Origin of the sequence: Vreelandella zhuhanensis, from assembly GCF_009793355.1 — a bacterium.
GTDB classification, from domain to species: Bacteria; Pseudomonadota; Gammaproteobacteria; order Pseudomonadales; family Halomonadaceae; genus Vreelandella; species Vreelandella zhuhanensis.
In genome coordinates, this window is the sequence record NZ_WTKP01000006.1 from 173,145 (window position 1) to 199,732 (window position 26,588).

Genomic DNA, 26,588 nt, shown 5'->3' on the forward strand with positions numbered 1-26,588 from the left:
ATGAGTGATGTGAGTATCGAGCGACTTCCAGAGGTCGAAGCTTTTCTCAAGCGTGCAACAGGCTCGTACATCGATGGCAGCTTCGTTGCCGGGGCTGAGAGAAAGGTGGATGTGTTCAACCCGGCCACTGGCGAAGCACTAAGCCAAGTCGGGCTGGCTGACGAGACGATTGTCGATCGAGCGGTGTCTGTCGCCAAGGCCACATTCGATAGCAAAAAATGGCGTGGCATGAAGCCCGCCCAACGTGAACGGATCCTGCTGAAATTCGCCGACTTGCTTGAGAAGAACAGCGAAGAATTCGCTCAGATCGAAACTCTTAACCAAGGCAAGTCGATCAATATCACCCGCTTACTGGATGTCGGCTATTCGGTGGACTTCATGCGCTACATGGCGGGCTGGACGACCAAGATCGAAGGCAAGACGGTCAATGTTTCGATCGGTATGCCCGAAGGGGCGGAGTTCAACGCCTATACGATCCGCCAACCCGTCGGCGTGGTTGCCGGCATCGTGCCGTGGAATTTCCCGTTGATGATCGCGCTGTGGAAAATCATGCCGGCATTGGCCACGGGTTGCTCAGTGGTCATTAAACCGGCCTCGGAAACCCCCCTTAGTGCATTGCGTCTGGCGGAGCTGGCTATCGAAGCGGGCGTACCCAGCGGTGTGTTCAATGTGGTGGTAGGGCCGGGATCCACCGCAGGTGCTCAGCTGTCGAGCCATCCTGATGTTCGCAAGGTGACATTCACCGGCTCCACGGTGGTAGGTAAACAGATCGGCCACGCCGCAGTCGATCATATGGCGCATTTCGCATTGGAACTGGGGGGCAAGAACCCGATGCTGGTCCTGGAAGATGCCGACCTGGACAAGGCCGTACAAGGCGCGCTGTTGGCCGGCCTGCTCAACCAGGGCCAGGTGTGCGCTGCCGCTTCCCGCTTCTATGTGCATCGCAGCATCTATGATGCCTTCTGCCAACGCCTCTACGAAGCCGTCTCGCAGATGTCCGTCGGGCCAGGCATGGATCCCACCACTCAACTCAATCCACTCGTATCCAAACGCCACCAACAAAGCGTTCTGGGCTATATCGACAAGGCCGAGCAGGAAGGAGCAAGGGTTCTTCGTGGCGCTGAAGTGCCTGATGACGGGGGCTATTACGTCTCGCCTATCGTGCTTGCCGATGTGACTCAGGACATGACCGTGGCCCGAGAAGAAATCTTCGGCCCGGTGCTCTCGGTCATCGTTTTCGATGATGTGGATGAAGCGTTGAGAATGGTCAATGACAGCGACCTGGGCCTGTCGGCAAGTATCTGGACCAACAACCTTACTCAGGCCATGCGTCTTATTCCTGAAATCGAGGCGGGCACCGTCTGGGTCAATACGCATGTCACGCTGGATTCGAGCCTGCCTTTCGGTGGCTTCAAGCAGTCCGGGATTGGGCGTGAGTTCGGAAGAGAAGCCGTGGAATCCTTCACCGAGATCAAATCGGTGTGTATCGCTTACTAGCTGAAGAAGGACAACAATCATGAGCTATGTGCATAAAGGGCTTGGCGCGATCATGGCGTCAGCCAGCCTGTTCGCCATACCGGCAGTCGCCGAGGTCACGCACCCCCTCGACGGCCTTGAAGGTGAAGAGTACCAGGCAGTGACCCAGATTCTTCGAGACGAAGGCAAACTCACCGATAGCGGGCGTTTCCCCTTGATCGAACTGGTGGAGCCCGATAAATCGTTCGTGCTCGATTGGGAAGAAGGCGACACCATCCCGCGGACCGCGCGCGCCATCGTCAAGGACAAAGGCTCTGCGTATGAAGCGGTCATCGATCTCAACGAAGGCAAAATAGTTTCCTGGAACGAAAGCGGCGGCCAAAGCATGCTGCTGTTCGACGAGTTCATCAAGACGATGGATATGGCGCTTGGCCATCCAGACATGGTGGAAGGGCTGCAAGCCCGGGGCCTGACTCCCAATGACGTTTTCTGCTTGCCGCTGACGGCGGGAAATTTTCTGACCGAGGAAGAGCGGGGCGGCCGTCTGATGAAGGTGCCTTGCTACCTGAACCCGGAAGCGTCCAACTTCTATGCCAAGCCTATCGAAGGGCTGGTGGCGCTGGTCGACCTCAATGCAATGGAAGTGGTCGAGGTGATCGATACCGGGGCTATTCCCTTGCCCGAAGACCCCTGGGGTTATACCGATGAGGAAATCGACGAGCGTTACGGCTTGCGCGAAGAGTCCAGCCCGGCCGAGCTGACTCAACCGGGGGGAGCGAACTTCACCATTGAGGGAAGCCAGGTTGAATGGGACATGTGGCGCTTCAACTACCGTATCGACAAGCGCCCGGGGCTTGTTCTTTCCAATATTGCCGCCAAGGATGACGACGACTGGCGTTCAGTGCTTTATCAGGCGCATCTCTCTGAAGTGTTCGTGCCCTACATGGACCCGGACGAAGGCTGGTACTGGCGCACCTACATGGACAGTGGTGAATATGGCTTTGGTCTATTTCTGACCCCGCTGCGGCCAAGGGTCGACTGTCCTGCCCACTCCACCTTCCTGCCCGCCATGGTCCATACGGACACCGGCGAGCCGCTGGAGATTCCCGATGCAATCTGTGTCTTCGAGCGCAGCACCGGTGATCCCATCTGGCGTCACTATGAAATTTTCGCCCAATCCGAGGAAGAGGCCGTGCCTACCGAAGGCCGTCCCTGGACCGAGCTTGTGGTGCGTACCGCTTCCCAGATCGGCAACTATGACTATCTGATCGACTATGTCTTCATGCAGGACGGCCGCATTCGGGTGATGGTCGGCTCGACCGGACTGGACGCCGTAAAAGGGGTCGCCTCGAAGAGTATGAACGACGACACGGCTGAGCAAGATACCACGCACGGAACCCTGATCGCGCCGAATCTCGTTGCGCCGAATCATGATCATTTCTTCAATTTCCGCTTCGACTTCGACATCGACGGCCAGGAAAATACCTTCATGCGCACCGGAATCGTGCCGGCCACGGTAGAGGATGATGCGATTCGTCGGTCCATGTGGACGACTGAAATGTCAGTGCCGGAAACCGAAAAGGAGGCGCAGTATCGCGTCAACCCCAATACACCCGCCATGTATCATGTGACCAATACCAACAAGGAAAGTGGTCTGGGCCACAATCCGGGTTACATGATCCTTCCCAACAATAGCGTCGCTTACAGCCCGCTGGATGTGGTCAACGATGCGCCCGCTATCCGCAATGCCTATATCGACAAGACCTTCTGGGTTACCCCTTACGACAAGGCCCAGCGCTATGCCGGCGGCGAGTACGCCTTCCAGAGCACAGGAGAGGATACCTTGCCGAAATGGGCCGAGGAGGGACGTTCGGTCAAGGATAAGGATATCGTGGTCTGGTATACGATGGGCTTCCATCATATACCCAGAATGGAAGACTGGCCGGTAATGCCGACGATGTGGAAAGGCACGATTCTCTCGCCTTTCAACTTCTTCGACCACAATCCGTCCATCACGGTGCGTACACCGGAGTAATGTGTCGACCACCCCATAACCTTGTCTTCTTCAGGTAAACGACGAAGCTCTGGCGAAATGCCGGAGCTTTGTCGGTAAAGACGACGCGCTACTTCAGTTCGAATAGCTTGCCAGTCATTTTTATACCGTTATATTAAGTCACTTCAAATACTATCTCAAAACCACCCATTCGCAAGCTATCCAGCCCAGAAAATTCTGGTTTAGGAAGCGGGTGCCAAATTAGCCGCTGCCACCAAGGTGCGAGTGTAAGAATGTTGCGGATTGGATAGTACCTCCAGGCAATCGCCTTGTTCCACCACCTGACCTTCCTTCAATACCATGATGCGATGGGCCATGGCGCGTATCACTGCCAGGTCATGACTGATGAACAGGTAGCTTAATTGACGACGATGCTGCAGCTCGCGCAATAATGTGACCAGCTGCTTCTGTACGCTGCGATCCAGTGCCGAGGTAGGCTCGTCGAGCACCAGTAATTCAGGCTCGAGAATGATGGCGCGGGCGATGGCAATACGTTGGCGTTGCCCCCCGGAAAATTCGTGAGGATAGCGGGCGGCGCAGCTTTCGGGTAATTCGACTTCACGTAATGTCTGGTTGACCCTTTGCGTGACTTCTTGTTTCGAAAGCTTGGGATAATGAAAGCGCAGCCCTTCACTGATAATGTCAAACACCGGCATGCGCGGCGACAGGGCTCCATAAGGGTCTTGAAACACCATCTGCAGCCGGTGGCGTTGGCGGCGAAGCTGATTGCCGCTTAACTGGTCGAGACGCTCAGTGCCCAACCTGATTTCACCTTGGCTGGTGGTGAGGCGCATCAGCGCCGAGGCCAGGGTGGTCTTGCCCGAGCCGGATTCGCCCACGATGCCCAGGGTTTCGCCCGGCGTGATGTAAAGATCCGTGGATTTCACCGCCTCGAAGGGCGGCGGCTGGCGACCGAAGAGGCCTTTTCTGGGGCGCTTGAAGCTGACCGCGAGTGCTTTAGCTTCGAGAAGGGGCTGAACGCGTGCCACCGGCATCGGGCGGCCTTCGGGTTCGGCATCGATCAGCGCTTGGGTATAGGCGCTTTGAGGGCGGGTAAAGACCGTTTCCACCGGGCCGGTTTCTTGCACCTTGCCTTGATACATCACGCAAACCCGGTCGGCATGGCGCCGCACAAGGTTGAGGTCATGGGTGATGAACAGCATGCCCATGCCATAGGCGTCGCGCAGTTCCTTCAACAACGCCAGAATTTCTTGCTGTACCGTTACATCCAGTGCCGTGGTGGGTTCGTCAGCCACCAGCAAATCGGGCTGGTTGGCAATCGCCATGGCGATCATCACCCGCTGACGCTGGCCCCCGGAAAGTTGATGCGGCCAGACATCCAGCAGCTCATCGGGGCGCGGCAGCTTGACCTGGGTAAGCAGTTCACGCATGCGCTGGCGGGCCTGGTTACCGCGCAAGCCTTGGTGTAAGCGCAAGGTTTCGCCAATCTGTTTACCGATGGTGTGCAAAGGATTGAGCGATGTCATCGGCTCCTGGAAGATAAAGCCGACGCGATTGCCATGGATTTTCGTCCAGTCCGTATGCTTGAGAGAGTCAAGCTCGGTATTGCCAAGACGCCGCTGCCCGGTGACGCGGGCATTGGGCGGCAACAAGTTCATCATTCCCAAAGCGGAAACCGATTTCCCCGAGCCGGATTCCCCTACCAGTGCCAAGGTTTCGCCGGGCTGAATATGCAGCGACAGATCCTCAACGATGGACGTTCCATTAAAGGCAATGCTCAGGTGTTCGATTTCCAGCAGCGGCTTAGGCATGCGCCTGTTCCTTGTCTTGATCGGGTTGGACGCTATGAATGTGGCGCGGGTCGAAGGCATCACGCAATCCCTCGCCAATGAATACCAGCAGCGACAACATGATGGCGAGGGTCATGAAGGCGGTAATGCCGAGCCATGGCGCGTGCAGGTTGTTCTTGCCCTGGGCGGCCAGTTCTCCCAATGAAGGCGCCCCGGGGGGGAGGCCGAAGCCCAAGAAATCCAGGGCCGTCAGGGTGCCGATCGCCCCGGTAAACAAGAAGGGGATGAAGGTGAGGGTCGCCACCATGGCATTGGGCAACACATGACGCCACATGATCAGGCGTGACGGTAGGCCCATGGCCTTGGCGGCGCGCACGTATTCCAGGTTACGTGCGCGCAGGAATTCAGCACGCACGATATCCACCAGACCCAGCCAGGAAAACAGCAGCATAATCCCCAGAAGCCACCAGAAGCCCGGTTGAACGAAACTTGCCAGAATGATCAACAGGAACAGTACCGGCAGGCCCGACCAGATTTCGGTAAAACGCTGGCCGATCAAATCCACTTTGCCGCCGAAATAACCTTGAATGCCGCCGATCAACACGCCCATCACCAGCGAGCCCGCGGTGAGTACCAGGGCGAAGACCACCGACAGCCGAAAGCCGTAGATCACCCTGGCCATTACATCGCGCCCCTGGTCATCGGTGCCCAGCCAGTGGCGGGAATCGGGAGGTGCGGGAGAAGGCCGGGTCATCTGCATGTCCAGCGTCTGATAGGAAAACGGGATTACCGGCCACAAGGCCCAGCCGTGTTCGCTGATCTGTTGTTGTATGAAAGGGTCGAGATAGTCGGTGCGCGTCGGCAAGAATCCATCGAATTCGGTTTCGGGATAATCCACCAGCAGCGGTACGTACCAGTTTCCCTCGTACTGCATGACGATGGGTTTATCGTTGGCGATAAGCTCAGCGAATAGGCTCAAGATAAACAGCACGCCAAACAGCCACAGTGACATATGCGCGCGGCGGTTGGCTTTGAACGCTGCCAGGCGGCGCCGGGTAATGGGGGAAAAGCGGTTTGTCAAAATGCCCATCAACTCATGATTCCCGGGTGGCGAAATCGATGCGTGGGTCGACCCACACATAGGTAAGATCGGATATCAGCTTGAGCACAAGGCCGATCAGGGTATACAGGAACAGGGTGCCGAAAATCACCGGATAATCGCGCTGCATCACGGCTTCGAAACCCAGCAACCCCAGCCCGTCCAGCGAGAAAATCACTTCGATCAGCAGCGCCCCGGTGAAAAAGATGCCGATCAAGGCGGCGGGAATCCCGGCGATGATGATCAACATGGCGTTGCGAAACACATGGCCGTAAAGCACGCGACGTTCGCTGGCTCCCTTGGCTCGCGCAGTCAGCACATATTGCTTGTGGATTTCATCCAGGAAGCTGTTCTTGGTCAGCATGGTCAGGGTGGCAAAACTGCCGATGGAAAGGGCGACGACCGGCAAGGTGATGTGCCAGAAATAATCCTTGATCTTGCCCAAGGTGGATAACTGTTCGAAGTTCGGCGAGGTCAGCCCGCGCAGCGGGAACCAGTCAAGATAGGTGCCGCCGGCAAACACCACGATCAGCAAAATGGCGAACAGGAACCCCGGAATGGCATAGCCTACGATGACCAGTCCCGAGGTCCACACATCGAAGCGTGAACCATGGCGCAGTGCCTTGCGTACCCCTAAGGGAATCGAGATCAGATACACCAGCAAGGTGGTCCAGAGCCCCAGCGAGATCGAGACGGGCAGACGTTCCAACATCAGGTCGACCACCGGGCGATCACGAAAGAAACTGGTGCCGAAATCCAGGGTCAAGTAGTCGCCCATCATGCCCAAAAAACGCAGGTGAGCGGGCTGATCGAAGCCGAACTGCTGTTCGAGCTGTTCGATAAAACGTGGGTCGATCCCCCTGGCACCCCGGGATTCATCTTGCACCTGAACTTCCGCGCCGCCCATGTCCATGCGCGTGCTGGCCATGGCATCGGCACCTTCAAAGCGGGCCAGCATCTGATCGATCGGCCCCCCCGGGGCTGCCTGAACGATGATGAAGTTCAGCAGCATGATCCCGAACAGGGTGGGGATCATCAACAGCAGACGACGTAAGGTATAACGAGCCACGTAGCATTCCTTTTACGGCTGGGTTGGCGTCGGTGACTCCGACCGCTGTCGCTCAGCGTCTTGTTGGGGATCCACCCACCAGGCATCGAGGTCCATGGCGTACTGGGGGAAGGGTTCGGGGTAGCCGAATTTATCCCATATCGCAATTCGGGTTTCACCGGAATGGTAATGCGGAATCACATAAAATCCCCATCGCAGGACGCGGTCAAGGGCACGGGCTACTTGATGGAGCTCTTCACGGCTGTCCACGGCAATCAATTCTTCTACCAGGGCGTCCACCACCGGGTTTTTCAGGCCCATGCGGTTACGGCTTTGCGGGCTGTCGGCGGCCTCGCTGGTCCAGTAGTCACGTTGTTCGTTGCCGGGGTTATTGGATTGAGGGAAATGGCTGATCACCATGTCAAAATCGAAATTCCGCTGGCGGTTGAGGTATTGATTGATATCGACGATACGCAACGATGTTTGCACCCCCAGACGTGCCATGTTGCGAAGCATGGGCTGGACGACCCGTTCAAGGCCGGAATCGTAAAGCAGTACTTCCAGTTCCAGTGGCTGTTGCGTCTCTTGGTTGACCAGCACTCCGTCTTTAATGCGATAACCGGCTTCCTGCAGCAGGCTGAAGGCCAGGCGAAACCGCTCGCGCATGTCGTCGGGGCGTGCCATGGGAAGTGGGCTGGTGAAGACGCGTTCTGAATGATGCTCTTCGGCAATCTGTTCACTAAAAGGGGCGAGCAGGGCGAGTTCTTCGCCACTGGGCAAGCCCTGCGCTTCCATTTGAGAGTTCTCGAAAAAGCTTTCGGTACGCTGGTAGGTCTCGTAGAAGATATTGGTGTTCAACCAGTCAAAATCAAACGTCAGGCTCAGGGCTTCGCGCACGCGGGGGTCGCTGAATTTATCCTTGCGCAGATTGAACACAAAAGCCTGCATCATCGAAGGATTGACGTCGGGCACGGTAAGGCGCTTGACCTTTCCTTCGCGGTAGGCGGGAAAGTCATAGCCGGTTGCCCAGGTGGCGGCACGCGCATCGATACGAAAGTCGGTCAGCCCGGCCTTGAACGCTTCCCAGGCGATGTCGCGGTCGCGGTAATAGTCGAAGACGAGCCGGTCTATGTTGTAGCGGCCGCGATTGACCGGCAGATGTTTGCCCCAGTAATCTTCATCGCGTTGAAAGACGATACGTCGACCGGGATCCACCTCGGCTATTCGATAAGGGCCGGAGCCGGGATGTTGTGCCAGCGTCGGGGCGGTGAAATCGTGCGATTCCCAGTAATGGCGGGGCAGAATGGGTAGCTGGGCGACAATCAAGGGAAGCTCACGGGAGTCGGTGTCGCTGAACGTGAAACGTACCCGGTGGTCATCCAGGGCGACTGCCTTTTCGACCCCGGCATAATAGCTGCTGTAGAAAGGATTGCCTTTGTCGCGCAGTAATTCCAGCGTAAAGACTACATCGTAGGCGGTCACGGGCTCACCATCCTGGAAGCGGGCTTCCGGACGCAGGTCAAACTCGATCCAGCTGCGATCAGGCGCCAGTCGCACACCTTGGGCGAGTAGTCCATACAGGCTGAAAGGCTCGCCGGGATTTTCTACCATCAGCGTATCGTATATCTGAAAAATGCCGGTGGCGGGCGTGCCACGAATAATGAACGGATTGGTTGAATCGAAACTGCCCCCTACCGCGGTGCGTGTCAGGCTGCCCCCTTTGGGCGCTTGCGGATTGACATGCGGAAAGTAAGGGAAATCTTCCGTCAGCGCCGGTTCGTCATAAAGGGAAAGGGCGTGAACGGTTTGTATCGCTTTGCGAGGTACGTCGCTGTGCTCGATGGCTTCCCCCAACGCCATGTTGAGGCTCAAGATAGCCCCCAGGCTCCAGGGCAATAGAGCATGAAAAAATTGCGCAACGCATCGCATAGCGGCTTTCCTTTTAAACGAGGTCAATCACCTCAGCCCTCTGAAAGAGTCAGGAGCTGTCCCGGCTGTATAGTTTCCGGTCGTTCGATGCCATTCAGGCGTACCAGTTCCTGCTGATTGACCTTATAACGCGCCGCAATGGCGGAAAGGCTGTCGCCCCGTTGTACCAAATAGGTATTACCATTTTCAGCAATCTGTTGGGTGCCGTTGTTGGTCAATCCGGCGAGCAGCGAAACATCGGCTTGTTCCGGTACCAATAGTATCCGCGCCAGTCGTGGCTGCAAGGTGCCATTAAGCAGGCCGGGGTTCAGCTCGGTCAGTGACGACGGGCTGATTTTCATCAGGCGTGATGCTTCTGCAAGACTCACCGGTTGGCTGAGTCTCACTTGAGTGAAGCCCGGTTGGGTATGAATATCAGGCAGGCTTACCTGGTAGTGAGCGGGGTCGTTGACGATTGCTGCAATCGCATACAACTTGGGCAGATAATGCATGGTTTCGGAGGGAAGCCGCAGGCTCCAGTAATCTTGACCTGGTGCGTGGCGTAGCGCCCGATTGACCGTGCCGGCGCCGGCATTGTAAGCCGCCAGTGAAAGCGTGAGATCGCCTTTATACCATTGGTCGGCTTGCATTTCGATGTAGTCCAGTGCCGCGGAGGTGGCTCTTATAACGTCAAGTCGCCCATCATAACTACCATTGCGCACCAGGCCCATGGCATCGCCGGTTCTCGGCATGAACTGCCATAGGCCGGCGGCACCCCGGTGGCTGCGAGCGACGGGGTCAAAAGAGCTTTCTACAAAAGGTATCAAGGCCAGCTCGCCCGGCAAGCCGCGCTCAGCGACTTGTTGAGTAATCCATGCGATCCAAGGCCGGGCGCGCTCGGTAATTGCAACAATGTTTTCGGGGCTGGAACGGTAGTAATCGATCCATTTCTGGACACGCGCTTGGGCTTCGGGAGGCAGAGGTTGCTTCTGCCATTGGAAGGTCTTGCGTAACATGCTCCAGGCATCTTGTTGCTTGAGTTCCAAGGTTTCCCAGAAATTCAGCTGAAGGGGTAAAGCACTATTGAATCTTTCGGTTGTCGCTGCCTGGCTGGTGGCCGTGGCCGCTAGCAAACCTAGCAGCAGCGTACCGCCGGCGCCCACCAAGAGGCGTTGGCGTAAAGTACGGTAGGTCATATAAGAAGATAATCCGTGTCAAAATGACGTTTAAAAGCGGTTTTTCCATTCGCGCAAGGTAGTGAACGTCGCCAGGTTATCGTCAGCTGGGCCTTGTGTGCCCGCCGCTTGGCGTACCCCCGATGTTTCGGTGCGCAGGAAAGGGTTGATTTTTAGTTCGCGTCCAATCGTGCTGGGTAATGTGGGGCGTTCCAGCGCTCTGGCTTTACGACACTCTTCAAGCGTCGTCTTGACGTCCTGGTTGTCTGGGTCGGCCGCTTGAGCAAATGCCAGGTTTGCCTGGGTGTATTCATGGGCGGCAAATACCAGCGTATCCTGGGGAAGGCGGGCCAGGCGCGTCAGAGCCTGTTGCATCTGTTCGGGAGTGCCTTCGAATAGACGCCCACATCCGGCGCAAAACAGGGTGTCGCCACAAAACAGCAACGGTGGAATGCCGGGGGCAAAAAAACTGATGTGATCGAGGGTATGGCCAGGCGTTGCAATGACATCGAACAAGCGGCCCATGACGCGTACTTCGTCACCGTCACCGACCTGTTCGTCAATACCGCTGATCTGTGGGTTCTGGGGGCCGATCACGCGAGGTGCGTAGCGCTTGATAAGCTCTGCCAAGCCGCCGGTATGATCGTGGTGATGGTGGGTAATCAAGACGGCCTCGAGGGTGAGCGACTCGCGTTCAAGTAGCTCGATGACCGGTGTTGCTTCGCCTGGGTCCACCACGCAAACGCCTTGACTCGAATCCTGTCTTAATAACCAGATATAGTTATCGCTTAGGGCGGGAATCGGTGTCACGCTCAGCATGGGCGAGATCCTTGGAGGCGGTGGATGAATTGTTAGCGGCTTTAGGTGCCAGCCAAACACTACGATAAAGTGACTAAAAAACCTTAACTGTGGAGGGAAGCGCTTTTCATGTCAACTTCGACAACGGCGATGGAACTGGCCCAGTGCCTGAAAGATAATAGGCAATACTGGGACTCGGAGACGGGTCGAACTCAGTGGGAAGCGCAGCGTGCCTGCCTGGGGCCGGTGTGCGAAGAGCTTTTTGGGGGACATAGCCTGGAGATGGGAATGGCAGGGCCGCTTACCACCATGTGCCCGATTCGCCACCCTCTGCGCTGGGCGCCGGTGCTTAGCATGGCCGAGACTGAACAAACCCTGGTGTGCCCGCCGGATGCATTGCCACTCCCCGATCAGTGTCTGGATTTAACCGTGCTTCATCATTGGCTCGAAAATGTGTCCAATGCCCATCACACCCTGCAAGAGGCCGCTCGCGTCACGGCAGATAATGGAAAGCTGGTTATCTTCGGTTTCCATCCTTTTGGCGTGGGACAATTGTCCCGACACCGGCCTTTTCGTCAACACCAGATTCCCTGGAACGGCACATGGCGTACGCCGGCCAGCCTTCGTGAGTGGCTGGCGTTTGTCGATTTTGAAATAGAACGCGTAGACTATTGCTGCTTTCGTTGGCCAGGGGGCAAGGCAGGGCCTGAATTTTGGGAAACGTTGGGTAGGCGCTATAACTTGCCTATCGGAGAAAGTTACATGATCCAGGCAAGACGTCAGCAACAGCGGGCGTCGATCACGCCGCTGAGGTTCAACCTGAAAGCGCCGGTGCGCAATACGACCCAAGGGGCGACGCGAACAAGTTCTGAAAACCACGGCCGCCATGCGAGCCCCAGCAAGAGGAAGGACAACAATAGTGAGTGAGGTTCTCTATCAAGCCCAACCGAAGGTCACCATTTATACCGATGGCGCCTGTCGTGGAAATCCGGGGCCCGGGGGCTGGGGCGCCGTCCTGTACAGCGGGGAGCATGAAAAGACACTGAAAGGCTACGAGCCGCTCACTACGAATAATCGTATGGAGTTGATGGCCGCCATCATGGCGCTACGTGAGCTGAAAAAGCCTTGCAAGGTGCTCTTGTGGACGGATTCGCAGTATCTTCGCCAGGGTATCACCCAGTGGATCGACAATTGGGTCAAGCGTAACTGGATGACCTCCGCGCGACAGCCGGTAAAAAATGCCGAGCTGTGGAAAGCCTTGCAGCAGGAAACGGCTCGGCACGAGATCGAGTGGCATTGGGTAAAAGGCCATAGTGGCCACGCCGAGAATGAACGCGCCGATGCCTTGGCCAATGCCGCCATTGATGAGCATAACCGGAGAGTTGCCCATGAGGCAGGTAATGATATTCTATCCACAAGAAAGTAGTGTAAACGATAAGTGAGTGAGTGAGTGCAAGGGTTTGGTGTCGTTTTTCGTCCAGGCACTATGTTAAAATGTAAACGATAGCCGGTTTTGAACCCTTTCTGTTTACATTTCAAGTTTACGCCCCTCTGAATTCGTGAAGCCGGCGCCGACACTTGCCCGCTCAATGCAAGTGAGCATTTCAGGGGCCAGCTTCACGGATTTAGGTTATCTATATGCTTGAATTCAGATCAGTGACATCACCTGACCAGGTGCGTATTCTCTAGGAATAAAGAATTACTGGCTCCACCAGAGTCATCACCTAGGGAGCACAGGTCGCATGGCCTTCGATCAGACCTACTGTATGGATACGCTCACCGCTGCGACACAGCCAGACGCTGTCAGCGATGAATTCATCTACGCCTTTCTCGATGCCTATGGGTTTCCCAAGGCAACCATCACCCAGATTCGCAACGGTGGTCAGCGCAATGTGGCCAGCCGGAAGGACGACGGGCACGTAGCCCTGAAGAACTGGCTCTACTTTATGCCGGTGCGCCAAGGGGAGAGCGTCCACGAGGCGTTGCAGGTGCTGGTAGACGAAGATGAGCCACCTCGTCACAAGTGCCGCTTCCTGGTTGTCACGGACTACCGGGAGCTGACAGCACTCGATACCAAGACAGACGAGCGTCTGGAGGTCGTTTTTAGTGATCTTCCCACGCAATACCTCTTCTTCGCCCCAATGGCCGGCCTGGAGCGCACCAAGCGCTTCGAGGAGGCGTCTGCTGACCTGAAGGCAGCTGCGAAGATGGGGCGGCTGTTTGATCGCTTGAAGGAGGTCAACGAGTTCAGCACGCCCGAGCAGCTCCACTCGCTAAACGTTTTTCTGACTCGTCTATTGTTCTGCTACTTCGCCGAAGATACCGATATTTTTCCCAAGAACGCCTTCACCAAGGTCATCACCGAGGCCAGCGGTGAGAACGGCGAGGGGCTAACTGAGCTGCTCGCCCAGCTTTTCAGAGTAATGAACCAGCCGGAGAGCGAGCGTTCGGCAGATCTGCCTGCCCACGTGGCGCAGTTCCCCTACGTTAACGGCGGTTTGTTCCGGGATGACCTGCCCGTGCCCGAGATTCGCGGCAAGGGTCGGCGGATGATGATCGAGTGCGGGCAGCTCGCCTGGGAGGCGGTGAATCCCGATATCTTCGGTTCGATGTTCCAGGCAGTCGTGGATGAAGAGAGTCGTGATGCGCTGGGTCAGCACTACACCTCAGTGCCCAATATTTTGAAACTGCTTCGCCCCTTGTTCCTCGACACGCTCTATGTGGAGTTGCACAAGGCGGAGGGCAACCGCAAGAAGCTAGAAGCGCTGCTGGAGCGGCTGACGAGGATTCGCGTGTTCGATCCGGCGATGGGGTCCGGCAACTTTCTGATCATCTCCTACAAGGAGCTGCGCCGCTTGGAGATGGCCGTGTTCCGGGCACTTCAGGACGTGTCCGGTCAGCAAGAGATGTTCATGAGCGGGATTCGGCTGAGCCAGTTCTATGGCATCGAGATTGCTGACTTTGCACATGAAGTGGCGCAGCTTTCGCTGTGGCTTGCTGAGCACCAGATGAATACGCTTTTTGCCGAAGAGTTTGGTCGTTCCGAGCCAATGCTTCCGCTCAAAGACTCAGCAAATCTTGTCCTTGGGAATAGTCTTCAGTTGGATTGGAATACTGTTTGCCTTAATGACGAGTTTGTCGAGACTTATGTGTGCGGTAATCCACCTTATCGTGGTGCTAGTTATCGCTCGGATGAACAGAATGAAGATATAGATAAGGTGTTCTACGGCTTTAAAAAGCACCGCTATCTTGACTATGTGGCTAGCTTTTTTTGGAAGGGCGCTCAGTATATACGAGAACATGGTAATTTAGCTTTTGTTTCGACTAACTCCATTTGCCAAGGTGAGCAGGTGGCGATGCTGTGGCCTTTCATTTTAGAGCTTGGTGTTGAAATCAACTTTGCTTACCAAACTTTCAATTGGAAGAATAGTGCACAGTCCAACGCTGGTGTGCATGTGATAATCATTGGGATTGCTAGGAATCCACGCGAAAAGCGCTTATACCAGTATTTAGGTGGCGAGTGGCGAATGCGGCTAGTAAATAATATCAGCCCTTTCCTCCTCGAAGGTTCCAATACAGTGGTTGCGAGCAGGAAGAAGCCTTTGGTTGGGTCTACTTTCATGGTTAATGGCAACAAACCTGTGGACGGTGGCCACCTTGTTTTAACGGAAGAAGAAAAAGAGAGTTTAATTTCGGAAGATCAGAGGGTAAAGCCGTGGGTTAAGCGGTTGATGGGCTCTCAAGATTTCTTGCAAGACTATAAACGCTGGTGTTTGTGGCTAGTAGGTGTAGACAAAGATGAGATTAATTCAGTAGCTGTCGTTCGGGAGCGTGTTGATTTAGTCAAAAAAATGCGCTGTGCTAGCAAAAAGGCTGATACACGAAGAATAGCAGAAACTCCTCACTTGTTTGGTCAAGTTCGGCAATTTAGTGAAGACGAATATATTTTAGTTCCAAGCGTGACTTCTGAGAGGAGGAGCTATGCTCCAGTTGGAATATTTAACCATTCTGTCATCACTACGAATCTAGTTCAGATGATTCCGGGTGGCACCCTTTACGAATTCGCCATCCTCTCCACCCAAATGCACATGGACTGGCTGCGTCTCGTGGGTGGTCGTCTCAAAAGCGACTACCGATATTCGGCCTCGCTGGTCTACAACACCTTCCCCTGGCCGGAAGCCTCCGACCGCCAGCGCCAAGAAATCGAGAAATTCGGGCGAGCCGTTATCCTCGCCCGTGCCGCCCATCCCGATAAGACGATGGCGCAGCTCTACGATCCCGACAAGATGCCCGATAACCTCTTGGAAGCCCACCAAGCATTGGACCGTGCCGTGGAAAGGCTCTACCGCGACCGTCCTTTCCGCGATACCGCTGAGCGCCAAGAGTATCTGCTGGCCCGCTACGAGGCGTTGATTGAGGCCGAGACAGCGTCAAAGCCAAGTCGAACCAAGAAATCTCGCAACGCTGTCATCAAGGAGGGCTAAGGCATGGCGGAACTGATCAAGGTCGAGTATGCCCAGACCGGCAAGAGCGCAAGTAGTGATGCGTTGGGGATGCGCGAGATGCAGGCGCGAGCCTACGAGAAGCGCGACAGCCAATATCTGCTGCTCAAGGCGCCTCCGGCGTCCGGTAAGTCGCGGGCACTGATGTTCCTTGCTCTGCACAAACTGAACCATCTTGGGCTTCGTAAGGCCATCGTGGCGGTGCCTGAGATGTCTATTGGTGCGTCATTCAAGAACACTGATCTTACTTCGCACGGCTTCCAATGGAATTGGCACGTCAATGATCACTATGACCTGTGTCGTGCCGGCAGTGACACTGGCAAGGTAGACACCTTCTGCCGCTTTTTAGCCGACCCGCAAAGTCGCACATTGGTTTGCACTCATGCCACGCTGCGCTACGCCTTCGCCAAGCTCAAATCATCGGATTTCGACGACTGTCTCTTGGCTATCGACGAGTTCCACCACGTCTCGGTAGACGAGGGTAACCGGCTCGGTGGGTTAATCGATAATGTGATGAACGGCTCTAACGCTCACATCGTCGCAATGACGGGTAGCTACTTTCGTGGTGATGCTGCGCCCATACTGCTGCCAAACGATGAAGCCTGTTTTGACAAGGTGACCTACACCTATTACGAGCAGCTCAACGGCTATCGCCATCTGAAGTCTCTGGGGATTGGTTATCACTTCTATCAAGGCCGCTATCTCGACGCGATACGTGAGGTGCTGGACCCGGACAAGAAGACCATCGTCCACATCCCTAACGTCAACAGCGGCGAGAGCACCAAGGACAAGTATGGCGAGGTCGACCACATCCTCGATGCGCTGGGCGACGTCGAAGTGCAGGACAGTCAAACTGGCATCGTCACGGTGCGTCATCCTAGCGGAAATCTGCTCAAGGTCGCTGACCTGGTGACCGATACGCCCAACCGCCGACACGTGCAGGAGTATCTGCGCAACGTCACCAAGCCTGAGGACGTCGACGTCATCATCGCCCTAGGCATGGCCAAGGAGGGCTTTGACTGGCCCTTCTGCGAACACGTGCTGACCATCGGCTACCGCAACTCAATGACCGAGATCGTCCAGATCATCGGCCGTGCCACCCGTGACAGCGAAGGTAAGAGCCATGCGCAGTTCACCAACCTGATCGCTCAGCCTGACGCCGACGATGAAGACGTGAAGGTCAGCGTTAATAACCTGTTGAAGGCGATTACGGTCTCCTTGCTGATGGAGCAGGTTTTGGCTCCCAGCGTGTCGTTCAAGCCGCGCTCACGCATGACACCTGGCGAAAAGGCTGAACCTGGCACTGTGATCATCGAGGACACTCAGGCACCAGTCTCCAACAAGGTGATGGGTATCCTGGACTCCGGTGGTCAGGAGGACATTATCGCTGCCCTGCTACAGAAGCCAGAGGTGGCCACTGCTGCGGTGACGGATACCACCGAGCCTGAGGTCATCAACGAGGTGGAGCTGCCGAAAGTCATTGAACGTATGCACCCTGATCTAGATGAAGGCGAGCGTGAGTTACTGCGCGAGACCGTGCTGACCACGATGGGGGCGCGAGCCACAGGGGGCCTGTTCAATGAAGACGACCTGCCTGAGGACGCTGTGATACACGAGCCAGAGGCGGTATATGACACTGATTCCGATGGTGGGCCCGTTGATCCCGGTGCCGCGCCAGATGGTCGTGATTTGGACGGTGATATCGAGAGTGACGAGCCCAAGGGAAATCGTCAGTTCCTCAAGATCGGCGAGAAATTCGTTAACATCGAACACCTCAACATCGACCTGATCAACCAGATCAACCCCTTCCAAGGCGCCTACGAAATTTTGTCCAAGGCGCTGACCGCTCCAGTGCTCAAGACCATTCAGGACACCGTGGTCGGCAACCGCACACAAATGACTGAGGAAGAGGCAGTTGTCCTCTGGCCCAAGATCGTCGCATTCACAAAAGAGAAGGGGCGCCCGCCATCGGTGCACAGCGATGACCACATGGAAATGCGCTATGCCGAGGCGCTGGCCTACATCCAACAGAAGAAACGCGAAAGGGCTCGGGGAGTATCGGCATGATTCGAACTCGTCGTGAGCCGCCGAAGCGTCGCGCCCTGGAAGACATCTTTGCCGAACCTGACGAACTGGGTCTGCTGAGGGTCGCACCACCCAGGTCTTCAGCCCCCACCACTGATCAGCGCCTTATCGCCAGTCTCCAGAACATCGAGGCTTTTGTCCGGGAGCATGATCGTGAGCCAGAGAAGGACGCCGAGGACTTGTCTGAAGCCACGCTAGCCGCCCATTTATACGCTCTCAGAGGCGATCTGGGACGTGTCGAAGGGTTGGCAGAGTGGGACTCCCTCGGGCTTCTACGGGCCTTTGTGGGCGATTCGGGGGGCTTAGATCATGCCCAGCCATCCACAGACGCTGGAGTAGGGAAGAGCACTCAAAGGGAGTCGACGGAGACCACACCACCCACGACTGTGAAAGCACCCATATCGCCTGAAAACGTGACATCGCTTGACGATATCTGGGACAGCGACACTCTCGGGCTACTGAGCGGCGATGACGAGAGCGTAGAGTCGATCTTCGACCTGACTCATGTGCCCGAGACCAGCGTGCGGGACATGCCTGACGAAATCGCCCAGCGCACCCACTGTGATGATTTCTATCGTTTCGAGGGCCTATTCGACCAAGTTCGTGAGGAACTGCGGGAAGGCGAGGCCGAGGCGGTGCCATTTCAGAAGGAGTCGCAAATCGATGAGGGCGACATGTTCGTCCTCAACGGCATGCTGTGTATCGCCGACCAGGTGGGGGAGGAGAGTGTCGGTGCAGGGCGCAAGTTCAACCCGCGCTTGAGAGTCGTGTTCGACAACGGCACCGAGTCCAATTTGTTGTTGCGCTCCCTCGCTAGGGCACTCTACAAGGACGAGACCGGGCGGCGCATTCTCCGTCCCGACATCACCTTCGACTCGATGCAGGGCATTACTCATCACGATAAGCGCACAGGCGTTATCTATATTTTGCGCTCGCTGAGCCAAGATCCGGCGCTTGTAGGCATTCGTAATCTGCACAAGATTGGCTACACCGAGAAGGAGTTAGAAAAACGCATCACTGGGGCAGAACGGCAGCAGACCTACCTGGAAGCGCCGGTGAAGGTTGTAGCGTCATTCGACTGCTACAACCTCGACCCACGACGATTCGAGCATCTGGTGCATGCCATGCTTCACAACCAGCGCGTCAACGTCCTGCTGCACAGCCGAGATGGAGGCACCTACCGGCCTCGTGAGTGGTTCAACGTCGAGCTAGATGCTGCACGTGAGGTCGTAAAGAGTATCGTGGATGGAACAATTGCTCAGTATCGGATGGATAATACGATCGGGCGGTTGGTTCTGAAAGGCTGAGACCCCGTGCTACTGGATCATCGATGATACGGCTATCCGTAAGAAGAGCCGACATTCGGTGGGCGTCAGTCGACAGTATTGCGGGAAGATCGGCAAGCAAGACAACTGCCAGGCCGCTGTCAGCTTGTCGGTCGCCACAGAGCAGGCGAGCTTGTAGGTGGCGTGGCAGCTCTATTTGCCAACTTCTTGGGTGGATGACCCAGACCGCTGTCGTCGTGCCGGTGTACCCCCCGATGTGAGTTTTGCCACCAAGCCAGAGATTGCCTTGCAGCAGGTTCGCCAACCGGACAACTAGGCTGCCAGAGGGGGCTACACCCACCCTGGCTGAGCTAGGCGAAAAGCGTGTGAAGGAACGGAAGTAAGCATTTAGCATGTAAAAATGCTCAGAATGATGAGCACAAATAGTTTTCTGCTGGTAAGTTGAATTAGAAAATTACCGATTCTTTTCTTGCATGGAGCGCAGGATGCTGTCAACTCAGCCATCAAATAATGACCCATTACGCACTGTATTCGCGTATCGCGCCTTTGATCTACGTGATCGTTTCCCCCAGCCGCTGGAAACGTTTCGCCAGGCATTAGAGTGCTTACAAAGCGAAGATGCTTATTTACCAGATATGAGCGGCGAAATTGTGGCTTACCTCCGGGATGGCCGCGCACTTCACATTCCTGAGCATTTTTTTATCGGTCAAAGCGGCAACAGCAGCGCTGTGGTAGCTCCGCAAGAAAATGAACGCGTCTGCGATGCAGTGGACACCTGGCTACGAGAAGCCCTGTTGCATGAAACGGATGCCTTGCAGAAAGCATCAACCGTCAGGCCTGCGAGGCTAAATAGTCTGCTAGATCAATGTGACCCCAACGCCCCCGAACCTGACGACATACAGGCATGGCGGGACATGCGCGATGTAGGGCGAGTAGCTATTGACTCACCCAGCAGGGAAGAAGTTTGGGAGACAGCGGTTAAAAAACTTGGCGAGGCTCAGGCACAGCGATGGATGAAAACGTCACATCCACAACTTGATAATAGAAGTCCCAATTTACGTGTCGAGGAAAGCCCGCAACGTGTTTATGAGCTTATTCTGCAATGACACGTGAAATGGCAGCTGACGACCCTGAGCGGTCATTCTTGGAAATGCAGCAGGAGCGCGAATTTCCATATGCATCCTAGTTTAAATTAGTATTCATCAGGATTAGAGGTTTACGAGGTTTTTGCAGGTCGCATTTGCTGGATAAACATACCAGCACATTTATCCAATCATAGATCGCTCAGTTTGATACCTGTTATGTGCTTTCTAAATTCGAAAATAGGTCAACCTTATGCCATTCAATCCTAGGCCTGAATACACAATTGTAAGTACCGAGTTCGGGATAAAAGACTTTCACGATTACCGGGAGGACTTCGTTACTAGGCCTCCCTACCAGCGAAAGGCTGTCTGGGCTAAGAAGAAAAAGCAGTCTCTGTTGGATAGTCTGTTTCGCCGATATTACATACCAAAATTGGTTGTTCGTGAGGTTCGCCTTTCGGATACTACTGCTGTGAACGAAGTGATTGATGGTCAACAACGAATCACAACGGTTCAAGATTTCTTCGCCGGAGAATATCCTCTCCCGCGCTCTCTCGCTGACCTAGACCCGAACTTGCCGGGTAAGTATTACGATGATCTCGATGTTTCAGTAAGAAAATTCATTGATAAATCACTCAAGTATCAAGCTGATATTATTAAAGACATCGATAGCCCTCATGACGTTAATCATCAAATCATTGCCACAGAAATATTCTGGCGACTCCAGCAAGGGGAAACGCTAAATTACATGGAAGTTGCACACGCGCAGCTATCAAGTTTGACGAGAAATTTTATTGTCAAGTATGCGGATGATCAATCCTTTGACTACGAGCGTTATGAACCTATTGAAAAAAACCAAAATAAGCATTCATTCTTTAATCTGTTGAGCGTAGACAACAATAGGATGAAGCATCTGCAATTCATGGCACGATTCTTGATGATCGAAACAGGCGGCGGTTACGCTGACCTAAGTGACAGAAAAATTGAGGAATTTATTAATGATCATAAACAGGCTGATGGAATAGGAAATCTGGCGTATGAATCCCAGGCAGAAGCCATCGCTGTTCTCAGAGTTCTTAATGTATTCCATGAGATTTTTAAAAACGACCCGATGTTGGATGATGCCTCCGGCATAAAAGAGTTCTCGGTTGAATATTTTATAATATCTATTTACATGCTCGTACGTCATGTCAGCCGTCATTACGTGGTTGATTATTCTACCGGTGAAGTGATCAGAAATTTCATTTATTGGTTTCACAGGCGCTGGAAAAGCTACGATGAAACGGAGGATATTGATCTACTTACGTTTAGTAATCATCGGCAGCAGGGTGAGAAAGATCTAGAAATCAGAGACATGATTCTTCGTCAAGTATTTTTTGATTACTTGGCTTCACAGTCGCTGGAGATCGTTGCAAAAGATACGAAAAGAAGCTTTACGGAATTTGAAAGAATTTCCATTTATCGGAAGGGAAAAGGTCTCTGTCAGCAATGCTTGAGGGAAGGAAAGCCTGAAAAGGAAACTAGAGTCAGTTGGTCAAGGTATCAGGCGGACCATGTAATTCCGCATGCAAAAGGTGGTAAGACCGTTATAGAGAATGGTGAATTGCTTTGCTCATATCACAATCAGTCAAAGGGAGCATCTCTGGCTAATAGCACATAACAAGGGGGTGTTGTCGGAGCACCTATCCTGAACATCCGCTTTTGGCCGAATCCGGCGAAAATAGAGGTCATTCTCTTTATACGCCATTCCCCGCTCTTCAGGGCACTTTGCAGATCACCCGTTTGGTTCAGCTTCCAGCGAGCATAAGGTCAGAAGCTCGACCGGAAGCTACCAGATATTCGGCAGTCCGGTACTCGAACACGCCTATAGGCTCGTTGTGAAACCAAGTTCGGGCATGAGTTCTAGAGCCGCAGAGTCGTTCGGGAGCCTCCAGCACTTCCGTTGTATTTTTTCATTGATGCTGGCATTTACCATGGTGTCATTTCTCGGGCTTTTACAAGATGCTGTATTGGAGGTTGCCTCATAATCGTCGAGTTAAAGAAATTGTGTTGATATAACATAGGTCATCCTTGATAATAGTCCATTAATATTTAAAACATGTGGAATGAATTAGATGGCCTCAGTATTAAATGATTATATCAAAAAAGAACAGATGCTTAAGCAGCTGCAAGAAGAGTTGCAAGCGCTTGAGAGTAACAGCGAACTCAAGAAAGAGCTTGAATTCAAAGACAAATTACAAGCATTGATGACCGAACACGGAAAAGAAGCACGTGATGTGTGTGAAATTCTGGATCCTTCATATCGAAATGCTTCAGTCAAAGATCCCAAAAGCGGTACAAGTGATCGTAAAAAGCGTGCATTGAAGGTCTACAAAAATCCCCACACAGGACAGGTGGTCGAAACGCGCGGTGGAAACCACAAAGTCATTCAGGAATGGAAAGCTGAATATGGTAATGAAGAAGTTATTAGCTGGATCGTAGAATAACGAGCATAAGCCAATATCAGCATGCGGTGGGAGTGGTTATCAATGTGCTTGAGAGCTGCTCCCTTGCAATTGTGCGAACGTAATGATGTCCTAGGATTGACCGGTAACGACCCAAAGCGGACGCTACTGAAAAATGCGGCTGGCTCGTTTATCCGTGTTATGCAGCACGCGCGGCAATTTTTTTATACAGCCAAGCGACACTAAATATTACGGTATTTTCTAATGCCTATTAAATCACGAAGGAAGTGGCTTATGTTGAAAATTTCTGTTTTTGCAGGGTTATTCCTCACACTTTACGGATGTGCATACAGTATTAAAGATGTAGATGTGAGTAGCTTGGAACCAAGCTGTGTTCGGGAATGCTCATCCAATTACTCGTCGTGTGTTTCGCAGGGGAATCAAGTTGGCTTCAAAACAGAGACGCTTCGAGCATGTAGGGAATCCTACATTGTTTGCGCCAATACGTGTCCAGCCAAATAGTATTTAATAATTTCACTCAATATAACTGGAAAATAAATGGCCTCCCGAACTTTTGAATTCTGCACACTTCAATTCTTTAACCAATGGTTGGAGAAAGAAGCTGGGTATTTTGAAGGGCTCGCATCTTTCGAAATCGACAAACAAAGGCAAGCTCTTTTAGGTGCTGGGGGACATTTTCGTGTTGCGCGAAACCTGCCCACTAAATATGAAGAATCTAGAAAATTAGAAAGGTATGAGCCAGTACTTGATATATTGAATAAATTGGGTCCCGTTACCCACAAGAATGTAACTAGTATCGTTTCTGATACGCAGCAACGCATTTCTTCCGAGTACGGAAATCGAAATGTTCTTTCATTAACAACAAAATTTATGTGGTTAAAGTTTCGTAGCCCTGTTCGTATCTACGATAGACAAGCGCGTATCGCCCTAGGCACCAAACCAGGTGATTTCGCTGCATTCAATGAAGCATTTTCATCCTGTTATGCCCGGTTTCAGGAGCAGATTGAACAAGCCTGCGGCAACCTTAGCAAGGTCATACCATATTCAGTCGAGCCAACAATGAAAGAGTATGAGCTTAGGAGCCTAGTTTCCACAAAGTGGTTTCAAGAGCGAATTTTAGATATTTATCTTTGGAATCAGGGCAGTAAATAAAAGGCCTAGGCGTAACGACGCTACTTTCAATTGAACATTCGGCTTCATTCCAAGACGTGCTGAAAGCGCTACATTAGCGCTCACTCTACGACAGCTTCTGGCCGGATGTCGCTGCTAGCGACCCAAAGAGGACATGGCAGAAAAGGTCTTCAGCACGCTCCTCTGCATTAACGGCTTTCGATAAAGCACTTAGCGCTAGAGGTTGATTTGTTTTCATTCATTCTTCATTGGGGTCATCACCAGCCGACATTTGGAGTATTATTCTGATTTTACTTGAAAGAAAATAGCAGCCAGTTTTTATTAACGAGGCTCTAAAACAGATTTTGAAAATTTCAATGGAAATTCATGGTAAAAAGAAAAATATCGCATATGCCCTTGGGGGTTTAACGATGCATCGAGGGCTGAGGAATAAAGAATGCTGAAAAAAATATTTCGTAGAATGCAAGTTTAATATTAAAAAACATGATTTAATATGTTCATGTTAAATGGTTTTTAGATTCATTCAGGTCTTGAGCTTAAGACCATGGTCTCAATGTGAAATAGTATCAATTTTTAAATGGATAACATAACCTGTAAGATTGTATATTTGATGTTGCAAATTAATCTGGGAGAATTTATGGCTACTTTTAATTGGTCACAGTCATTGTTGAGTCAGACAGTGGAAACACTGACAACACAGGGAATGAACTTAGTGCCAACGCCTGATGGCCATGTGCATTTCAAGAGCCTGGACGGCAGGCATGGCAGCATGGATGTACTCTCACTGATGAGTGGAAAGTTTGAAATTACCGATAAGAAAACCTATGATGTTGAGCGCTTTTCTACACCAGAAGCAGTTATTGCTGCGGGTTGGGCACTTGATTAACTGCTGGCCATCATGCAGGTCATCGATAGTGTGTTGAAGGTGTTTCCATTTTGATATCCGAACGCACTCAGATTAAGGTGGGGTATGTACCTTGGTCTCACGGAGGCAAAATCTCAAGAATCCTGTTTGAAGAAGACCCTATGCGTACGTGCTGCAAGGAGAATGAAGAGGGTTCCGTGACATCAAAAGCCCCTTGTTTGGGTTGGGCTTCGTCATGCGCCCGTCTCGCCAGGGCAAACGGATAGAAATCTTGCTGCTCACAATGCGCAGTAGTAAGTTGTTAAAAACATGAATTAAGGAAGATATAGTGGATCTTGAACCAATAATAAAATCCTATTATAAGCTGCTTCAATCGTTAGACTGGAGCGATGAAGTTTTAATCAGGGGGTTAAGGGAAGGGTTAAATAAATTTCCCTCAAATGCATTCTTGCGCATGAATCCCGAAAGCAAATACCTTTGCGGGGATTACTACTCGCCTTCTGCGCTGGAAAAAGTTCAATCTCGGAACTTTTCTGGTTTGATTTTTGAGCATATGGTTCCGAAAGCTAAATATATCCAGAAGCCGTGTGAACAAGCGGCACGAGAAGGCAGTTTAGACATTAATGAAATGAGAGAGCTTTTCCAAAAATATTGGAAAATTGCGGTTATCACTGTCGAGGAAAATTCTCGTTTAAAGGGGCATGCTATGCCTAAAGATTGGGATTTCGAAAATATTTTTTCTCGTTATCAGGAATCTGGTATCGAACTTGTAAAAAATATTTCTTAACGAGTCGCGGGAGGTGGACAGATTTGAGTCGCCGCTGTGCTTCGGCGTAAAATCAGAACCTTTCCAAGGTCCGCTATTGGCCGATATCTGCCAATGGAAAACGACCTTAGTCTGAGCGGTACATGCTTACGAAATGAGAAGTGTGTCGATCAGCCTCTTCATTCCGTCGGCGACTCTCTTCGCCGGAATGGTATATCCGGCATCTCTTGGGCAGTGCCCCCCAATGCAGCAAGGCGACGGGCAGCTTGTACGCGCACGTAGGTCTTTAAGGCTTCTTGAAAGATATCTGAAGGCTTACTTAAACCCGGCTCAGCAAACTCAAGCGCCTGTTCATACAAAGCATCATTAATGGTGATAGTGGTTCGCATAATTAATTCCTCGCATCATTAATATCATAATGCGTCATTGTTTTATTTTCAGGAAGATTTGGCCACCTTTGGCCGTTATCTGAAGGGCTGTAGTTGTCAAGTAAAACTGGCCGACGGCTTCTTTTTACTATTCGCCCAATCTGTGAAGCTAACCTCGGTGTCGCGCGCACCTAATAATTAAAATTCGTCCAAGCCGACGCTGTTGCACGGCGTGGCTAATCTCAGGTGCTATATCAGTCGCTTATGATTATCTGCTTTTGGCCGATAGCTGCTTCTCCAAGCAGCAGAAAATAATACAAAGGGCCTTCGATACAAAGCCGGAGAGTACATTAACACACCTAGGTCAGATCCGTTCCTTGGCGCCGTCTATCTATTTCTGTGACACAGACTGCTGCATACTCTAACGCTTGAAGGATATCTTTGTCTTCAAGATAAGGATTGTCAGCAAGTAACTGCTCAGCCGAACTGCCGGAGGCTAGTTTTCTTACTATTGTAGAAATGGGCACTTGGCTGTTTTTAATACAGGCTTTTCCATTATAAATTGAAGGGTCAAAGGTTACCCGGTTGAAGCATGTGCCATGCATGGCTGCGCGTTTAAATGCCTGCTTGTAATAGCTTCTTCTTGCAAAATAAGCTAATAAAAATCCACCCAATAATAAAGGGGAGGCCACGATGAGCATTTCGAGTAGTTCATTCATAGGTAACCTCC

21 protein-coding genes and 1 pseudogene are annotated in these 26,588 nt (G+C 52.7%); 14 read left to right on the plus strand and 8 right to left on the minus strand.

Translation table 11 applies throughout. The annotated features are described in order from the left end of the window. Entirely contained in the window at positions 1–1,497 is a 1,497-nt protein-coding gene (locus GPM19_RS10090; protein ID WP_160418907.1) for an aldehyde dehydrogenase family protein, read from the plus strand. 19 nt (positions 1,498–1,516) lie between these two features. Continuing rightward, a complete protein-coding gene (locus GPM19_RS10095; RefSeq protein WP_160418908.1) occupies positions 1,517–3,511 on the plus strand; it encodes a copper amine oxidase in 1,995 nt (664 codons plus the stop codon). Between the two features lie 200 nt (positions 3,512–3,711). On the opposite strand, the gene GPM19_RS10100 is transcribed toward GPM19_RS10095, so the two are convergent. The 6 genes from GPM19_RS10100 to gloB form a co-directional block, all read right to left on the minus strand. Then, entirely contained in the window at positions 3,712–5,301 is a 1,590-nt protein-coding gene (locus GPM19_RS10100; protein WP_160418909.1) for an ABC transporter ATP-binding protein, read from the minus strand. After that, a complete protein-coding gene (locus GPM19_RS10105) occupies positions 5,294–6,370 on the minus strand; it encodes an ABC transporter permease (protein WP_160418910.1) in 1,077 nt (358 codons plus the stop codon). The genes GPM19_RS10100 and GPM19_RS10105 overlap by 8 nt, the downstream gene beginning before the upstream one ends. Positions 6,371–6,374: 4 nt before the next feature. Then, entirely contained in the window at positions 6,375–7,448 is a 1,074-nt protein-coding gene (locus GPM19_RS10110; protein ID WP_160418911.1) for a microcin C ABC transporter permease YejB, read from the minus strand. Positions 7,449–7,460: 12 nt separating this feature from the next. Continuing rightward, positions 7,461–9,287, minus strand: coding sequence for an extracellular solute-binding protein (locus GPM19_RS10115; RefSeq protein WP_227842361.1), 1,827 nt, complete (start codon positions 9,285–9,287; stop codon positions 7,461–7,463). A 101-nt stretch (positions 9,288–9,388) separates the two neighbouring features. Then, entirely contained in the window at positions 9,389–10,531 is a 1,143-nt protein-coding gene (locus GPM19_RS10120) for a transglycosylase SLT domain-containing protein (protein ID WP_160418913.1), read from the minus strand. Positions 10,532–10,561: 30 nt separating this feature from the next. Continuing rightward, complete coding sequence (gene gloB / locus GPM19_RS10125) at positions 10,562–11,329, minus strand: hydroxyacylglutathione hydrolase (protein ID WP_160418914.1); 768 nt, start codon at positions 11,327–11,329, stop codon at positions 10,562–10,564. Between the two features lie 108 nt (positions 11,330–11,437). Here gloB and GPM19_RS10130 point away from each other — a divergent pair, with 108 nt between their 5' ends. From GPM19_RS10130 to GPM19_RS10185, 12 genes and pseudogenes are all read left to right on the plus strand, one after another. Then, positions 11,438–12,235, plus strand: coding sequence for a class I SAM-dependent methyltransferase (locus GPM19_RS10130; RefSeq protein ID WP_160418915.1), 798 nt, complete (start codon positions 11,438–11,440; stop codon positions 12,233–12,235). Next, positions 12,228–12,734: a ribonuclease HI gene (gene rnhA, locus GPM19_RS10135; RefSeq protein ID WP_160418916.1), complete on the plus strand. Its 507-nt coding sequence runs from the start codon at positions 12,228–12,230 to the stop codon at positions 12,732–12,734. The genes GPM19_RS10130 and rnhA overlap by 8 nt, the downstream gene beginning before the upstream one ends. Before the next feature lie 316 nt (positions 12,735–13,050). Next, entirely contained in the window at positions 13,051–15,792 is a 2,742-nt protein-coding gene (locus tag GPM19_RS10140) for a DNA methyltransferase (RefSeq protein ID WP_160418917.1), read from the plus strand. Between the two features lie 3 nt (positions 15,793–15,795). Further along, positions 15,796–17,877 carry a DEAD/DEAH box helicase gene (locus tag GPM19_RS10145; RefSeq protein WP_160418918.1) on the plus strand — a complete coding sequence of 694 codons (2,082 nt, stop codon included), beginning with the start codon at positions 15,796–15,798 and terminating at the stop codon, positions 17,875–17,877. After that, positions 17,874–19,202, plus strand: a complete 1,329-nt coding sequence (locus GPM19_RS10150) for a GIY-YIG nuclease family protein (protein ID WP_160418919.1) — start codon at positions 17,874–17,876, stop codon at positions 19,200–19,202. The genes GPM19_RS10145 and GPM19_RS10150 overlap by 4 nt, the downstream gene beginning before the upstream one ends. A gap of 10 nt (positions 19,203–19,212) precedes the next feature. Then, a pseudogene (locus GPM19_RS15405) lies at positions 19,213–19,482 on the plus strand (transposase); the annotation flags it as partial. 184 nt (positions 19,483–19,666) lie between these two features. After that, complete coding sequence (locus tag GPM19_RS15250; protein WP_202114787.1) at positions 19,667–20,287, plus strand: hypothetical protein; 621 nt, start codon at positions 19,667–19,669, stop codon at positions 20,285–20,287. Between the two features lie 229 nt (positions 20,288–20,516). Then, complete coding sequence (locus GPM19_RS10165; RefSeq protein WP_160418920.1) at positions 20,517–21,923, plus strand: GmrSD restriction endonuclease domain-containing protein; 1,407 nt, start codon at positions 20,517–20,519, stop codon at positions 21,921–21,923. A gap of 454 nt (positions 21,924–22,377) precedes the next feature. Beyond that, positions 22,378–22,749, plus strand: coding sequence for a histone-like nucleoid-structuring protein, MvaT/MvaU family (locus tag GPM19_RS10170; protein ID WP_160418921.1), 372 nt, complete (start codon positions 22,378–22,380; stop codon positions 22,747–22,749). 516 nt (positions 22,750–23,265) lie between these two features. Then, complete coding sequence (locus tag GPM19_RS10175) at positions 23,266–23,880, plus strand: hypothetical protein (RefSeq protein WP_160418922.1); 615 nt, start codon at positions 23,266–23,268, stop codon at positions 23,878–23,880. Positions 23,881–24,496: 616 nt separating this feature from the next. Next, on the plus strand, positions 24,497–24,745 hold the full coding sequence (locus GPM19_RS10180; RefSeq protein ID WP_160418923.1) for a hypothetical protein: 249 nt from the start codon (positions 24,497–24,499) through the stop codon (positions 24,743–24,745). Positions 24,746–25,052: 307 nt separating this feature from the next. Next, the gene (locus tag GPM19_RS10185; protein WP_160418924.1) at positions 25,053–25,511 is read left to right on the plus strand and encodes a hypothetical protein; all 459 of its coding nucleotides are present in this window, start codon (positions 25,053–25,055) and stop codon (positions 25,509–25,511) included. A gap of 158 nt (positions 25,512–25,669) precedes the next feature. On the opposite strand, the gene GPM19_RS10190 is transcribed toward GPM19_RS10185, so the two are convergent. After that, entirely contained in the window at positions 25,670–25,879 is a 210-nt protein-coding gene (locus tag GPM19_RS10190) for a type II toxin-antitoxin system VapB family antitoxin (RefSeq protein WP_160418925.1), read from the minus strand. A 338-nt stretch (positions 25,880–26,217) separates the two neighbouring features. Next, positions 26,218–26,577 carry a DUF433 domain-containing protein gene (locus tag GPM19_RS10195; RefSeq protein WP_202114788.1) on the minus strand — a complete coding sequence of 120 codons (360 nt, stop codon included), beginning with the start codon at positions 26,575–26,577 and terminating at the stop codon, positions 26,218–26,220. Positions 26,578–26,588: the final 11 nt, after the last annotated feature.

What these genes read in the sequence shown, in the direction of transcription:
- GPM19_RS10090 (WP_160418907.1), top strand. Translation starts at nt 1, where the DNA reads ATGAGTGATGTGAGTATCGAGCGACTTCCAGAGGTCGAAGCTTTTCTC.
- GPM19_RS10095 (WP_160418908.1), top strand. Translation starts at nt 1,517, where the DNA reads ATGAGCTATGTGCATAAAGGGCTTGGCGCGATCATGGCGTCAGCCAGC.
- GPM19_RS10100 (WP_160418909.1), bottom strand. Translation starts at nt 5,301, where the DNA reads ATGCCTAAGCCGCTGCTGGAAATCGAACACCTGAGCATTGCCTTTAAT.
- GPM19_RS10105 (WP_160418910.1), bottom strand. Translation starts at nt 6,370, where the DNA reads ATGGGCATTTTGACAAACCGCTTTTCCCCCATTACCCGGCGCCGCCTG.
- GPM19_RS10115 (WP_227842361.1), bottom strand. Translation starts at nt 9,287, where the DNA reads ATGGCGTTGGGGGAAGCCATCGAGCACAGCGACGTACCTCGCAAAGCG.
- GPM19_RS10120 (WP_160418913.1), bottom strand. Translation starts at nt 10,531, where the DNA reads ATGACCTACCGTACTTTACGCCAACGCCTCTTGGTGGGCGCCGGCGGT.
- gloB (WP_160418914.1), bottom strand. Translation starts at nt 11,329, where the DNA reads ATGCTGAGCGTGACACCGATTCCCGCCCTAAGCGATAACTATATCTGG.
- GPM19_RS10130 (WP_160418915.1), top strand. Translation starts at nt 11,438, where the DNA reads ATGTCAACTTCGACAACGGCGATGGAACTGGCCCAGTGCCTGAAAGAT.
- GPM19_RS10140 (WP_160418917.1), top strand. Translation starts at nt 13,051, where the DNA reads ATGGCCTTCGATCAGACCTACTGTATGGATACGCTCACCGCTGCGACA.
- GPM19_RS10145 (WP_160418918.1), top strand. Translation starts at nt 15,796, where the DNA reads ATGGCGGAACTGATCAAGGTCGAGTATGCCCAGACCGGCAAGAGCGCA.
- GPM19_RS10150 (WP_160418919.1), top strand. Translation starts at nt 17,874, where the DNA reads ATGATTCGAACTCGTCGTGAGCCGCCGAAGCGTCGCGCCCTGGAAGAC.
- GPM19_RS15250 (WP_202114787.1), top strand. Translation starts at nt 19,667, where the DNA reads ATGCTGTCAACTCAGCCATCAAATAATGACCCATTACGCACTGTATTC.
- GPM19_RS10165 (WP_160418920.1), top strand. Translation starts at nt 20,517, where the DNA reads ATGCCATTCAATCCTAGGCCTGAATACACAATTGTAAGTACCGAGTTC.
- GPM19_RS10170 (WP_160418921.1), top strand. Translation starts at nt 22,378, where the DNA reads ATGGCCTCAGTATTAAATGATTATATCAAAAAAGAACAGATGCTTAAG.
- GPM19_RS10175 (WP_160418922.1), top strand. Translation starts at nt 23,266, where the DNA reads ATGGCCTCCCGAACTTTTGAATTCTGCACACTTCAATTCTTTAACCAA.
- GPM19_RS10180 (WP_160418923.1), top strand. Translation starts at nt 24,497, where the DNA reads ATGGCTACTTTTAATTGGTCACAGTCATTGTTGAGTCAGACAGTGGAA.
- GPM19_RS10190 (WP_160418925.1), bottom strand. Translation starts at nt 25,879, where the DNA reads ATGCGAACCACTATCACCATTAATGATGCTTTGTATGAACAGGCGCTT.
- GPM19_RS10195 (WP_202114788.1), bottom strand. Translation starts at nt 26,577, where the DNA reads ATGAATGAACTACTCGAAATGCTCATCGTGGCCTCCCCTTTATTATTG.